The organism is Sulfurimonas sp. (assembly GCF_023229025.1).
In the GTDB taxonomy this organism is placed as follows: Bacteria; Campylobacterota; Campylobacteria; order Campylobacterales; family Sulfurimonadaceae; genus Sulfurimonas.
Map to the genome: position 1 here is coordinate 34,599 of NZ_JALOAA010000009.1, position 14,246 is coordinate 48,844.

General features: G+C 35.5%; 13 protein-coding genes and 1 tRNA gene. 13 read left to right on the plus strand and 1 reads right to left on the minus strand.

All coding sequences use genetic code 11. The annotated features are described in order from the left end of the window. Window positions 1-30 precede the first annotated feature (30 nt). The 4 genes from M0Q20_RS03585 (at window position 31) to M0Q20_RS03600 (ending at window position 3,294) form a co-directional block, all read left to right on the plus strand. Window positions 31-1,263: a glutamate-5-semialdehyde dehydrogenase gene (locus M0Q20_RS03585; RefSeq protein WP_295058795.1), complete on the plus strand. Its 1,233-nt coding sequence runs from the start codon at window positions 31-33 to the stop codon at window positions 1,261-1,263. A gap of 85 nt (window positions 1,264-1,348) precedes the next feature. Continuing rightward, window positions 1,349-1,687, plus strand: coding sequence for a hypothetical protein (locus tag M0Q20_RS03590; RefSeq protein ID WP_295058796.1), 339 nt, complete (start codon window positions 1,349-1,351; stop codon window positions 1,685-1,687). A gap of 7 nt (window positions 1,688-1,694) precedes the next feature. Next, the gene (locus M0Q20_RS03595; protein ID WP_295058797.1) at window positions 1,695-2,945 is read left to right on the plus strand and encodes a hypothetical protein; all 1,251 of its coding nucleotides are present in this window, start codon (window positions 1,695-1,697) and stop codon (window positions 2,943-2,945) included. Window positions 2,946-2,994: 49 nt separating this feature from the next. Continuing rightward, window positions 2,995-3,294 (plus strand): metal-sulfur cluster assembly factor, encoded by a 300-nt coding sequence (locus tag M0Q20_RS03600; RefSeq protein ID WP_295058823.1) that lies wholly within the window; start codon window positions 2,995-2,997, stop codon window positions 3,292-3,294. Here the strand turns inward: M0Q20_RS03600 and M0Q20_RS03605 are convergent. After that, window positions 3,283-4,380 carry a hybrid sensor histidine kinase/response regulator gene (locus M0Q20_RS03605; RefSeq protein WP_295058798.1) on the minus strand — a complete coding sequence of 366 codons (1,098 nt, stop codon included), beginning with the start codon at window positions 4,378-4,380 and terminating at the stop codon, window positions 3,283-3,285. The two genes, M0Q20_RS03600 and M0Q20_RS03605, sit on opposite strands and share 12 nt — an antisense overlap. A gap of 91 nt (window positions 4,381-4,471) precedes the next feature. Here M0Q20_RS03605 and rsmH point away from each other — a divergent pair, with 91 nt between their 5' ends. From rsmH to M0Q20_RS03650, 9 genes are all read left to right on the plus strand, one after another. Next, window positions 4,472-5,407 (plus strand): 16S rRNA (cytosine(1402)-N(4))-methyltransferase RsmH, encoded by a 936-nt coding sequence (gene rsmH / locus M0Q20_RS03610; RefSeq protein ID WP_295058799.1) that lies wholly within the window; start codon window positions 4,472-4,474, stop codon window positions 5,405-5,407. Then, on the plus strand, window positions 5,397-5,675 hold the full coding sequence (locus M0Q20_RS03615; RefSeq protein ID WP_295058800.1) for a hypothetical protein: 279 nt from the start codon (window positions 5,397-5,399) through the stop codon (window positions 5,673-5,675). Before rsmH ends, M0Q20_RS03615 begins: the two co-directional genes overlap by 11 nt. A gap of 9 nt (window positions 5,676-5,684) precedes the next feature. Further along, window positions 5,685-8,798 (plus strand): efflux RND transporter permease subunit, encoded by a 3,114-nt coding sequence (locus tag M0Q20_RS03620; protein WP_295058801.1) that lies wholly within the window; start codon window positions 5,685-5,687, stop codon window positions 8,796-8,798. 50 nt (window positions 8,799-8,848) lie between these two features. Next, a tRNA-Ile gene (locus tag M0Q20_RS03625) sits at window positions 8,849-8,925 on the plus strand. A gap of 623 nt (window positions 8,926-9,548) precedes the next feature. Further along, on the plus strand, window positions 9,549-9,767 hold the full coding sequence (locus M0Q20_RS03630) for a hypothetical protein (RefSeq protein ID WP_295058802.1): 219 nt from the start codon (window positions 9,549-9,551) through the stop codon (window positions 9,765-9,767). 140 nt (window positions 9,768-9,907) lie between these two features. Beyond that, complete coding sequence (locus M0Q20_RS03635) at window positions 9,908-10,738, plus strand: DUF4373 domain-containing protein (protein WP_295058803.1); 831 nt, start codon at window positions 9,908-9,910, stop codon at window positions 10,736-10,738. A 290-nt stretch (window positions 10,739-11,028) separates the two neighbouring features. After that, window positions 11,029-11,253: a hypothetical protein gene (locus M0Q20_RS03640; RefSeq protein WP_295058804.1), complete on the plus strand. Its 225-nt coding sequence runs from the start codon at window positions 11,029-11,031 to the stop codon at window positions 11,251-11,253. Beyond that, window positions 11,246-11,935 (plus strand): hypothetical protein, encoded by a 690-nt coding sequence (locus M0Q20_RS03645; RefSeq protein WP_295058805.1) that lies wholly within the window; start codon window positions 11,246-11,248, stop codon window positions 11,933-11,935. The genes M0Q20_RS03640 and M0Q20_RS03645 overlap by 8 nt, the downstream gene beginning before the upstream one ends. Then, the gene (locus M0Q20_RS03650; RefSeq protein WP_295058806.1) at window positions 11,898-14,243 is read left to right on the plus strand and encodes a hypothetical protein; all 2,346 of its coding nucleotides are present in this window, start codon (window positions 11,898-11,900) and stop codon (window positions 14,241-14,243) included. The genes M0Q20_RS03645 and M0Q20_RS03650 overlap by 38 nt, the downstream gene beginning before the upstream one ends. The last annotated feature ends 3 nt before the right edge of the window (window positions 14,244-14,246 follow it).

Below are 14,246 nucleotides of genomic sequence, written 5' to 3' on the forward strand. Positions count from 1 at the left end.
TATGAAATTTAAAAATAAAAGGCAAAGATGATGGAACAATTTTTACAAGAGGCAAAAGAAGCAAGCAGGGTACTTAGCACACTTAGCGGAGCAGATAAAAATAGAATTTTAAGAGAGATGGCAGAAGCTCTAAGAAGCAACACTATGGATTTGCTTGAAGCAAATGCTCTTGACATGTCTGATGGAAAAAAGAATAATCTCTCATCCGCTTTAATGGATAGACTTTTTTTAGATGAGAAGCGTATTGATGCTATGGCAGTAGCTATTGAAGAGATAGCAGCACTAAAAGAGCCGGTTGGAAGAATCATTGATGGGTGGGTGACAGAAGATGGACTTAAGATAGAAAAAGTCTCTATCCCTATCGGAGTTATAGGCATAATATATGAGTCTCGTCCGAATGTAACAAGTGATACCGCGGCTCTTTGCTTTAAGAGTTCAAATGTGTGTGTTTTAAAGGGTGGTAAAGAGGCTGAAAATTCAAATAAGGCAATAGCAAAAGTACTTCAAGCAGTCTTAGAGAAAAATAGCTTGCCAAAATCGTTAGTATCTTTAATCCCAGATTCATCAAGAGAGGGAGTTGCTAAGCTTATTAAGATGGATAGATATGTTGATTTGATTATTCCAAGAGGCGGGGCAGGGCTTATAAAATATGTAAGTGACAATGCCACTGTTAGCGTGGTAAAACATGATAAAGGACAGTGCCATACCTATATTGATAAGGACGCAAAACTTGATGATGCTATTAAAATAGCAATAAACGCAAAGGTTCAAAGACCCGGTGTTTGTAATGCGATGGAGACTCTGTTGGTTGATAAATCTATTGCCCGAGATGCACTCCCTAAATTAAAGTCTGAGTTTGACAAGGCACACACGGAGCTTAAAGGGTGTTTAGAGACTCAAGCTATTATTAAAGTTGAGAATGCTACTGATGAAGATTATGATACTGAATATCTTGCAAATATACTAAATATTAAAGTTGTTGATGGTGTAGATGGCGCAATAGAACATATTGTAAGGTTTAGTTCAGGTCACTCAGAGGCTATTATCACTGAAAATGTCACATCAGCAGAGAAATTTTTAAATGCTATAGATGCTGCTGTTGTTTATCTTAATGCCTCAACAAGATTTACAGATGGCGGAGCTTTTGGATTTGGAGCAGAAGTGGGGATAAGTACAAATAAACTTCATGCTCGTGGTCCGATGGGTATAGAAGGTCTGACAACATATAAGTTCAAAATATACGGAAGCGGGCAAATAAGATAATTTTATCCTCATTGTTGATACAAATCAACGCTATAAATCTATATATTAAATATAATTTAACTATATAAATTTATAGGAGTTCAGAATGTCATTTATTCCAAAAGAAGCCTTGAAAATAGATGTTGTAGGCGCAACAGTAGATTTTTTTAAATTAGAAAAAGATGGTCAGAGTAGTTACTATTTTGATACTTCAAAATGTGGTCCCCCAGATCCTATGGTAAATGCTGTATCTGGATTGAAGCTTATAAAAGGGACAGATGATAAACTGGTAATGATTAATCATAAAGCGCCTGGAGGTCTTTTTTCAAAGTTAGGCGATGATATCTCTTATGAGACTGAGATGCTAGAAGGCGGATTGGTAAAAATAATTTTCTCAGATAATGGTTCATCATCTACTACAGATCTTGAAAACATAAGTCACTAGCAACTATATGTTTTCTGTATCGCAAGATTTTGCACCTCCTTTTAAACTAATATCTCCATTTTTTATATTGGGTGCAATATTTTATCTTCTCTCTGTTGTATTTATCTTTTTTATATCAACAGATAATTTATCAATGTTAGATACGAAAATTCTAAGTTTTGTTCATCTTTTTTTGCTTGGCTTTGCCATGATGATTATTTTTGGTGCAATGGCGCAACTAGTGCCTGTAGTTTTAGAAGTAGGGCACTTTGGTGTTGAACTATTTTATGCTATATGGCCGCTTTTATCGATAGGTACTATCATGATGGCATTTGGATTTTTAAGTTATCCAATGCTTTTGCCTTTTGGTGGAGTTGTTGTGCTGATTGCTATGATGATTTTTGTGATGGAGATATTTCTAACCATAAAAAAAGTCAAGAAGTTTAACCTTGTAATAAGCAGCTTGCTAATATCAAATATATTTCTTTTCTTTGGAATTATTTTTGGTCTTGTTATGGCTCTTGGATATGCAGGTATGGTGGCAGTTGATATTAATGCTTTGTTAAAAGGGCATGTATTTTTAGTTGTCGTTGGTTATATAGTAGTGACAATTATGGGGCTATCTGTTGTTTTGCTTCCAATGTTTGGACTCTCTCATGGCTTTAGTAAAAAACCTTTAGAGATAGCAATAGCATCAGTAAGCTTGTCAGTTTTAGCGGTTGTGCTTTCATCACTTACGGGGGTAGCATTTTTAGCGTATGTGGGTTATGGAGTTGCGGCGGTAGGATTGTTAATATACTTCTATTTTATATATACAATACATAAAACTAGAGCTAGAAAAGAGATAGATATTTATGCAAAATCGCTTATATTTGCATACTCCTCTTTAATAATATCCCTTGCGTTTGGTTTAATCTACTTAGCTGTAGGATATGAGCCACTGCTTTTAGCGTCTGCATGGATGATATTTTTTGGTTTTTTTGCATTTGTGATAACGGGGCATATATACAAAATAATTCCGTTTCTTGTCTGGTTTGAGAGATTTTCTCCTCTTGTAGGAAAACAAAAAGTGCCTATGTTAGCTGATATGCTTCCTGCTAAAAGCTCTTCTGCCCAGTTTATATTTGGTGCTTTGGGTGTTGTTGTCGTAGCAGTTGCCCTGCTTTTAGAAGATGGAACTATTCTTAAAGCCGGAGCCTCATTTTTATTGATGGGTGCTTTGGCTTTTGTAAAAAGTGTGTTTTATATGATAAATTACAGAGAAGGAATATCTCAGTAAAAAGAGATATATAAGTTATAAAAATTAAATTTAATAAGGATTTACAATGATGTACACAAAAGAGGAACTATTTTTAGCGATTTCAACAGTTATAGACCCAGAGGTTGGTTTTAACCTTGTTGAGATGGGACTTATTTATGACGCTTCATGCGATGATGAAGGAAATGCCTATGTAAAGATGACACTCTCTACAAAAGCGTGCCCTATGCATCAGCTTATTCAGCAGTGGGTAAAAGAGGCAGTGCAGAAGATGGCAGGGATTACCAGCGTAGAGATTGATTTAGTATGGGAGCCGGAGTGGAACGTAACCATGGCTGATGAGCATGTTAAAAAGGCATTAGGAGGCTGATATATACCCTCTTATAGCCTCGCACACTCTATTAAGAGCTCTTTTATATTTTTTTAGATTGCTTATATAAGTTAAATCTGATGGATTAGCGATACTACTCTTTAGCTCAATAGCGATATTATGCAGCTCATCTGCACCTATACTTGCTGCTACACCGGATATATCAAGGAGCATTTTATCGGCATCTACACCGTTTGTTCCGTTTATATGCTCTTGGAGTCTGCTCGCAGAGTCGGAGTATTTTGATAAAAAATCATTTAATATCTCTAAGTAAAACTCTTTATCACCTCCGCATATATCTAAACCTTTTTCAATATCAAACTCCAAAACACTATTTTGCTGATTTACATAAGATGATTGTTGTGACTCTTGACCTGTAGTATATATGTATAAAATATCATATAGAGCATCCATTTTAAGAGGTTTCTCAAGGTGCGCTTCCATTCCGACATTTAACATATTTCTAACATCATCTGCTGCAGTGTCACCGCTAAGAGCTACAATTGGAATATGGTTATAGTCGGGGTTTTTTCTAATAAGTCTTGTTGCTTGAAATCCATCTATATTTGGCATATGTGCGTCCATAAAGATAACAGCAAAATCTCTATCATCTTCTAAAATATCAAGTGCTTCTTTGCCGTCGTTGGCAATAGTTATCTCTATTCCTGATGTAGATAAGAGTCCTATGATAACTTTTTGATTTATTATATTATCTTCGGCAATTAATATCTTGGTACCATTAAAAGTGTTAAAATCATCTTTTGTGATTTTTTCATGTGGAACAAGTTCACGTTTTTTTCTGTTTATTGGTTCTAAAGAAGTCGGTTTTTGAAGCTCTTCTTTAAGCGCTATAGCCTCATCTTTAAGCTCAACCTCCTCTTTTTTCTTTAGTTTTTCTTCTTGTTTAATCTCTAAAGTCTGCTTTTGATCTTCTTTGGCACTACTCTTGAGTCTATCTTCCTCTTTTTGGGTAGTGCTAGCCTCTTTTGCTTTAGAGTTTTTTAAGAGAATAAATATAATTAAAAGAGTTGCCAAAACGACTAGCCCGACTAATTCTACATAATATTCACTTATTATTGTTTGCATATTCACGCTCTTTTTTCTTTATCATACAGTAATAAAAATTAAATTTTACAAAGTTAATGTATAATTATAAGAAAAATAATATAGGACTTAAATGCAAATTGTTCCACACATTCCGGTTCTATACGCGCAAGTGCTAGAGACATTCAGTGATATAAAAGATGGAATAATTATAGATTGTACAATGGGGTACGGCGGTCACTCATCTATGATTTTAGAAGCAAACCCAAATATTAAGCTAATCGCAATAGACCAAGACCAGAGTGCAATTGATTTTTCAACCTCTAGGCTTAAACCTTATGAAAATAGAGTAGAGATTAAGAAGGGGCGTTTTTCATCCGTTATAAAAGATATTTTAAAAGAGTATGATAAAAAAGATATAAAAGGCATTTTAGCAGATATTGGAGTCTCATCGCTTCAACTGGATCAAAAAGATAGGGGTTTCTCTTTTAATAGTGAAAATCTTGACATGAGAATGGATAGAGATGCTCCTCTGAGTGCTGCAACAGTTGTAAATGAGTACTCAAGTAGTGATTTAGAGAGAATTTTGCTGGAGTATGGAGAGCTTAGAAACTATAAAAAAATGGCATCTTTTATAGTGCAAAATCGTCCATTTTCATCGGCAAAAGAGCTTAGTGAAGCTATAAAACACCTTATGCCAAAAGGAAAAAAGATTCATCCATCTACACTTCTGATGCAAGCTATCCGTATAGAGGTAAATGATGAACTCGGTGAACTTAATTCGCTTTTAGATACAATACAAGAGATAAGATTCCCAAATGCAAAAATAGCAATAATCTCTTTTCACTCACTTGAAGACAGGATTGTAAAGAGCAGATTTTCTAAATGGAAGCAGAGCTGTATCTGTCCAAAAGATGCGATGAGATGTGTATGTTCAAGGGATTATTCACAGGGAAGAGTTTTAACAAAAAAACCAATTACGGCAGAAGATAGCGAGCTAAAGGAAAATCCTAGAAGTAGAAGTGCTAAGCTTAGAATATTTGAAACGGATTTACCACATGAGCGATAAGAGAGAGTTGCTAGATGAGATAGATTTAGTCTTTAATCCAAAAAAGGGTGTAGATATAAACCACCTTTTGTATGTTCTACTTAGTATTATATTTGTCTCTATTATACTTTTTCCAAAGATATACATACAACAACAGATATATTTTAAAAGCAGGGATGTGTCAAAATTAAAAAGTGAGTATGACATACTAAAAGAAGAGAATAGGTTAATTAAAAGCTCAGTTGAGTCTATTAGATTTAAAAACCAAGTACTTGATACAATATTTTAAAGAGGTCTAATGATTCGTCGTTTTTTAGAGTTTGCAATAGATAAGCCTTTATTAAATCATATTTTACTTATATTTATTCTTCTTTTATCCATATTTGCCTATATAAATATTCCAAAAGAGATTTTTCCTCCTATGAATATGGACAAAGTCACCATAAGCGGCGGATATGTTGGAACTTCTGCCGACGTGCTTGATAAGATGGTTGTCAAGACTATAGAGGATGACCTTCAAAACATAAGTGAGCTTGATGTTATAAAGACAACTATTAAAAACGGCTCGTTTTCAATTGTAGCAGATATAAAGAGTGGATCTGATAATGTAAACGTTTTAAATGATGTAAAAGATATAGTAAGCAGTGTAAAAAAAGATCTACCGGCAGACATGGCAGAGCCGATTGCAAAAATACAGCTACAGAATTTTCCTCTTGCTCTTATCGCCCTAGCAGGAGACAGACCCAAAGAGGAGCTGCTACAAAGAGCAGAAGAGCTAAAGAGTGAACTTAGCAAGCTGAAAGATTTAAGCGATATTACAATTCGAGGAGATGCTGAGGAAGAGCTGGTTATTAAAATAGATGAACAGAAGGTTTTGGCTTTTGGACTTCAACCCGCACTAGCAATTGAATCTCTTAGAAATATAAGCTCAGTCTTTCCTATTGGAACGATTAAAGATAGAGGTTCTCATCTCTATATCTCAACATATAACGGCGAAAAAAACAAGAGAGATATAGAAAATACAGTAATAAATATAGGCAGTTTTAGAGTTCGCATAGGCGATATTGCAGAGGTGTCATTTAGACTTAGTGATGAAACAGAGTTATCTCACTATAACGGCGTAAGAAATATATCTATAAATATTGAAAAATCAAAAGACGGAAATGCTATAGAGCTTGTTAAACAGGTTAGAACTCTTCTAAAAGAGAAGCAAAAACTTCATCCGGAGCTTCAGTATGAAATCTATGCAGATACTTCTGTTTGGATTAAAAATCGTCTCAATACTGTTTTTGCAAATATAACATTTGGGCTTATGCTTGTCTTTTTGGCAATGCTTATATTTATAAACCGCGGTATTGCCTTGGTTGTTGCTATCGGAATTCCACTGAGTTTTATGATAGGGCTTATTGCTACAGAGATTATGGGGGATAGTTTAAATATGCTCTCTCTTCTTGGAGCACTAATAGCTCTTGGAATGTTAGTTGATGAAGCAATTGTTGTAGCTGAGAATATATATAGACATCTAGAAGAGGGTATGGATAGAAGAGAAGCGGCTATTGTTGGGGCGCAGGAGATGTTTCCTGCAGTTTTAACAGCCACACTGACAACAATCTTTGCATTTTTACCTATGCTACTACTTAGTGGCGAGATGGGGATGTTTATAAAAATAATCCCTATTATGATAACAGTGCTTCTTCTCTCCTCTTTATTTGAAGCTTTTTACTTTTTGCCTCTACATGCACACGATTTTCTAAAAGTTTCCCATAATGAAAGTTTTACAAAGAAAGTTTGGAAAAGACTCTCTTCATGGCATAACACTATTTTGCATTTTGTTTTTAAAAAGAGATGGCTCTCGCTTATAGTTATAGTCGTAACAATATTATCTTTAACTACCGTTATGATTAAAAATTCAAAATTTCAACTTTTTCCTGACTTTGACACTACACAGGTCTATGTTTATGGGAAGGTAAATGTAAATAATGAGCTAGAAGATACCGAAGCAATCGTAACAGAACTTGAGAGAGAACTTTTAAAGAATATAAAAGGTGATGATATATCATCAATTACATCTGTTATAGGATTCAAGCTTGATGCTAAAAATATGGTTGAGACGGGAGAGCACCTCTTTCATATATTTATTGATTTAACAGAGCGTGCACCGGATAACTTATTTGATAAGTACATAAGCCCATATCTATCTATTGAGTATGATAAGGATATTTTAAAACGACAAAGAGATGCAAGAGAGATTGCCAAGGATGTAGAGAAGGTTGTAGAGCCATTTAGAAAACTTAAAGATGAATATAAGAGCGAAGTTTACGAAGAGCTTGTTGTTAAAGTTCCCGGAGCCGGTGTTGTTGCTTCAGATATAGAGATAAGTTTAAGTGCAAACAGTGAACAAAAAACAATACGCGGTATAAAAGAGCTAGAGGATGCACTAAAAACTATTGAGGGCGTTAATAACATCTCAAATGATGCAACTCTTGGTGAAAAGGAGCTAAAACTCCGTGTTAATGAGTATGGACAGCAGTTAGGATTTAGTGAGGAGTATATATCTAAAGAGCTTAGAGCATATTACCTAAAAGGTGAATATGGCAAAATGTTTAATGAGAGCGGACTTGTACGTATAAAGATAGAGAGTGGAATTAATGAAGAGATAAGCTCAATAGACACTATTGAGGTTCAAATACCCTCATCAGAGAAGTTTATACTGTTAAGTGATGTTTGTGATTTTATAGTCACTCAAGGGTTTGTAGCGCTTCAAAAAGAGAATGGAGTAAGGATTAGAACTGTTGTAGCTTCTATAGATAAAAAAGTTGTAACCTCTGCAGAAGTTATGGAAAAACTTGAAACGACTTTTTTGAAACTAAAAAATGACGGATATATTATTGATATAAAGGGGGAGGAGAAAGAGAACGCTAAAAATAAAAGAGAGCTGATGCAGTCTGCACTTATAGCAATATTTTTGATATTTATAACGCTTGTATGGCTTTTTGACTCTATTAAAAAATCTTTGATTGTTATAAGTACAATTCCTCTTGTTCTGCTTGGTGTATTCTTCGGTCATATGGTAATGGGCATAAACTTAACTATGCCTGGATTGATAGGCGTTGTAGGATTATCAGGTGTTGTTGTTAATGATGGTCTTATAGTAGTAAGTTTTATAAAAAAAGCTAGAAATACAGAGGAGCTTATGAAGTATGCGCAGACAAGACTTAGACCTATATTGCTAACATCTTTGACAACTGTTTTAGGACTTTGTACTCTGATATTTTTTGCTTCCGGACAGGCTATGATACTTCAACCAATGGCAGTATCTTTAGGATTTGGAATAGCTTGGGCTACCGTATTAAACCTTATTTATCTGCCACTGCTTTATGCTGTTGTTTTTAAAATAAAAGATAAAGAATAAATCAGAAAAGTATAAGGATATCTTCACTATAATTGCGCCCTAATATTAGTGGGTTCGTAGCTCAGTTGGTTAGAGCCCTCCGCTCATAACGGAGTGGTCCCGTGTTCGAGTCACGGCGAACCCACCACTGTTAAACTCCCTTACCAACGAACTTTCAAAGACTTTTTAAAAAACAAATCAAACAATCAAAAAACACCTTACCCCACTTTTTACCCCACTACAATAATTAACCCATTAATTCAACCATCAAAAAAATAAAACAAAAAAATAACTGCAAAAGTTTTTACTGCCACTTCACAGACTTTAAAAAAACATCCTATGACCGCCTTTGATTTCCCCTCATCACACATTAAAAATTGAATATATCTGTTTATCAGAGATATTCAATGTATCAATTTGTAACAAATAATGAAAAAAAATAAATTCTTTTAGTGGATTTTTTATTACTTTTTGGGCTATTTTTGCATAAAAACACAATTAATTTAAGTTTTATTTAAGTTATTTTAATAGGTTGTTTATAGAATTTTTTTATTGAAATAGAATATTAAACAATAACAAATTTTCAAATATTTTTCTATAAAATTATAATTTTATTATATTTTTATTATTATATTTGATTATTGATAAAAATATAAAAACCCCTTGAAACATCGTGTTTTAGGGCTATATTGTTTTAAGTTTAGTTTAAAAAAATAATAATTATACTGTTCCTATACGAAAAAGATAAAAGAAAAAAAAGGATGAAAAAAGATGGAAAAAATAGATAGAAAAGTTGATGGAAAGGAGCTTTGTGAAAAGGGTTTAATTGTCGACGGTGTTGAAATAATACCACCGCTACAGGAAAATACACTTGCGCAACTGCGAACCAAAAGACAAATACCATATTTCAAAATGTTCGGCAGGGTTTATTATCAGACCAGCGAACTGGTGGAATGGGTAAATAATAAAAAAGTGAATAGTTTATCATAGTCGCCTTAGTTCTCTCCACGACCAAATTTTGAGAACTTAAGGCTTTGAACACACACTAATAAAAGGTTATTAGCGGCATCTGCAATTATAGCATATACCCTCTTTACCCTTATTTAGTGCCTAATCTTAGAGGTATAAAAATGAGTGCAACACTCCAAAAAGACACATGTTATTTTTCGCACGACGCGAACGCAAAAGACGATTATAAATGTATGCTCCTTATCGACCAAATGGGGCTTGAGGGATACGGCATATTTTGGATATTAATCGAGACTTTGAGAGAGCAAAAAAACTACAAATACCCGCTACAGCTTGTGCCGAGTTTGGCAAGAAAATACAACACTACGCAAGCAAAAATGGAAACCGTAATTAACGCTTACGGTTTGTTTGAAATTGATGAGCAAAGCTTCTTTTTTAGTGGCTCTCTTAATCGCCGTATGAGTTTTTTTGAGCAGAAAAAACAACAACAAATTGAAGCAGGTAAAAAAGGCGTAGCGGCTAAAAAAGCAAAGCAAGCTCAACTTCTTTTAGAGTTGAGTGATAACGACTCAATTAACCGACCCTTAACCGACCCTCAAGCAATAAAAGAAAAAGAAAAGAAAGAAAAGGAAAGTAAAGAAAATTTTAAATTAAACCCTAAACCTAAGAAAGAGGAACAGGAACAGGGCTCATTTGAAAAACCAAAACCAAAAGTAAAACTCAACCTAAGTGATGGAGCCGCAGAGTTTCGCCAAAAACTCATCAACAGCAAATATGTAGGCACATGCGCAGAAGTGGTAATAGAGGGCGAAAAAGAGTATGTGTTCATAAATGAGCAAGGTCGGCTCTACACCAAATCACGAAGTGATAAACAGCTCGTGAGCAGTACTTTGAATGAGATATGGGAACAGTTGCATGAGCTTCATGTCGCAAAATATGGAGCAAAAACAAACCCAATTCAAAATCTACAAATCAAAAAATTTGGAGCTTAACCGCTCCTCAAATCTTCAATAAAGCCCTATTTTTAGAGTTTTATCGAGGGTTTAAAACCTCGTGTTCAATTTACTTAACCGTTCTCTTCCACGACTATGGAGAACGCAAACGCGCAGGATTGCGTCTTTGATGTCAATGATAATCAAAATGGTAAGGCAGGAGTGCACTTTCTCCTTTTGCCTTGGTCAGATATGGCTTGATGGGTTTTGATGAGTTTTAAGTGCCTTTACGTGACGATTTTTAACTAATTGGTTTCAATCGTTACTTTTTAAAAAAGGAAAAACAAAAAATGAAAACAGTAATTTTATATTTCTTAGTAGTGGCAAATATGCTGCTTGTAGTTGGTTTGGGCTATATCGTGAGAGATGGAAACCTCGCATTTTCGCAAAAATTGGCAGGTTTAGAAAAAAAAGTAAATGCGTGGACTCCTCTAAAATACGAGGATTCGGACATCATAGAGCTTGATATAAATAAACTTGAAGAGCTCAAAAAATTAGGAGTAAGAGATGAGTAAACATATAGCAAAAATCAATCGTGTGCCGTATCTACTATGGTTCAATATCCCCACAATCGTGGAAGTTGATTGGCAACGTGGTTGGATTCATAACGATTTTGGAACAAAAAGCAAGATAGTGAAAGTCAACAAGTGGCTTGTTTTTGTAATGAAGTACTTACCTTTGCTCTTACTTCTCTTAATCGGGGGCAATGCCCCACAAGACGCGCTAGAAGTGGCTCTTTTTGCGCTAGGTGGCATTATAACATATCTTAGTATATGGGTGTTTACTGAAAAGCCAGATTGGTTTAAATTGTACGTCGTTGCCCTCTGTTTTGGGGGCTTGTGGTTGCTATTGCAATCGGAAATCAAAGAGATTGGTTTTTGGATTGATAGAACTTTACTCTTTGCGACAGAGGCTCTTATCCTCGGTTTTGTGATTCACGAAATAGTGACGGGCAAGTGGGATAAATACTACATGTTGAAGCATGTATCGAGCGACATTACGCTAAAGAGTGAGAGAAAGTCAAAGCCGCTTTTAAAAATCGGAAATAAAGAGCTTTTAAACATAAAGACAGGCGTTGATTATATCAAAACAGTCCGTGTCGCGGGCTTCTATGCAATGATTGATGATGAGATAATCGTCGAAGAAAAGGAGGATGAAGATGAAGATAATAATTGGCGTTTTGGCTCTGATATTTAGTGTTTTTGCAGATTCTAATACTACTAAAACTCACAAATACCTATTAGATAAACAACCAGAGTACACCCAAAAATTCACTTGTCCAGCGGTAAAAGAGGGCTACTCTACGAGAATATACAGTGTCGATTACTGGTCGGGAACGACAACATGCCTAATCTACGACCACAAAGGTCTACTCAATAAAGTTCAGCGAGCAAACCCGCTTCTTATGGGAAAAATGCAAGAGAGCTTGAAAAAAATAAAGGATGATGCAATCATCCCTAAAACGCGTGACAACGGCGTGGATAGATATAAATCGATAAAAAATATCCGAGAAAACTATCTACAAAACTACACGAGCGATTCGGGCGGATATCTCAATCTTCCTAGTTTTCTTATCGCAGGTCTAACGCTTGACAACAAGGTTATTGACATCCCTTTGACCGTTTCGACAAATACCGTTAAGTTGCAGAGCGGCTATACGCTCTATCCAAACTCTTATATCAACTATGATGTAGAGAACGAGTCTCATAATTTGTTCATGGGTACTATGTATCGAATCGGAAACGGGCTCGCGGGATTAGTTGGTTGGGATGCAGGGTTTGGCGAAAAAGTTTATACAAAGCTCGCCGAGGAAGATGTAAGCATTTTTTCATCGACAAAGGAAATGTTAACAAACATTATTATTTTCATCATTCAATTTCTCGAACGCTACAACCCCACAATGTTGGAGATTAAAACTTTCTTATTATTCACAATAGTCCCGGTAACCACGCTTTTTCTAGTCACTTCCAAAGCTACTAAAAAGCTCTCAAAAAAGGTGCAGGATAAAGAGGATGTATGGGAGAGAGCCGTTGTGTCTGGCATTGCTTTATTCTGTTTCTATTTTACAACGAATACCGTCAAAATTGACGATGAAAGCACTATTAATCAAGTTAATTACCAAAATTGGTATCGTGAAATATTAAGAAGCGGTTCAGGCTTTGCAGACAGTGTCGGAGAGGCGGCACTTGATGCTTTTATTCTTTATAAAACGCGTGATGTCGGAATTGTAGGCGAAAACTTAAAGCGAGACCTCGTGATTCAGAAGAAAATGCTAGAAGAGGAGAATAAATTCCTATCCGCTAGCTTGCAAAATGGGTGTTATGATTCTTACAATTTGGAAGAAGTGCGAAATTATGTAAATTTTCACACTTCTCTGAATTTGCCGTTTCCACCCAGCGAGACGATAAGGTCGAAAGATGGTTCAGTCGTAAATTGGTATTCTGAAAACTTCTTAAAAACCTCAAACCCCTCCGTCTCAATTTCTGGATGCGCCGTTATGTATAAACGCGAGAAAGAGAATAAAGAGCTTCTTAAAGAAATTGATATGAAGATGCACGAGGTCGCAGACGCCACGAATGACAGAACAATCAATGAACAGATGGAGCATTTGGCGAAAATGCAATATAGGAATTTCGGAGAGCTCGGTTGGATTGCAACTCCTATGATAGCGACTACGGACGCAGTGATGAAACAGCTTGACCATATTAACAATCAAGCTGAAAAGCTCAATAGACAAGCTATCGCTCGTGATAGAGAGCTCGCGGGAGCTACGCCAGAGAGTAACGCAAACATTCCCTCGTCACTCGACGATGACCTGCTGAAAAACGTTCCATACGTGCTGATTCCAGGATTCAGCTCAATCAAAAACGAGATATCAGGATTCTTTCAAAAAATCCCATCTCTACCAGATAGTGGATTCTTTAAGAATTTTGCCAAATTTCAGAGCCTCGGACTAGATATCGTAGCTTATTTTTGGACGCTCTCGATTATCAAATTCGGCGTAGCGATGTTCCCGTTTGTGATGCTTTTAACAGCTTCACTTCTAGTTATCGGTTTTTGGGCTATATCGGTGCTTCTTTATTACATGGTTACACCGTTTTTGGTCGCTTTTGCGATGGCTTCACAGCAGGGAGAGGTTATTAAAAAGTTTTTAAAAACAGGCGTTTTCCTTGCTTTTAAGCCTCTTATGCTCGTTATTTCAATCGTCATAGCAATTTTTGCAACGGAATTTCTAGGAAATCTTAATAACTTGCTCATTGATTGGAACTTCGACAATCTCAAATTCCTTTTCACAAAGGTTGATACAGAGTTGATGTACTTAATGATTTTAAAAGAGTTCTTACATATCGTAAACAGCATTGTAATCGCGTTCTTAGCGTTTTATTTGGTTTTTAACGGCTCTGACATGATATTAAATTTGATAGGCTTAAAAGATGTGAGCGTCGATGTGCAGACAAGCGTTGGCGACAAGATTGATAACAAATCTTCTAAATACTCTACGTAAAAG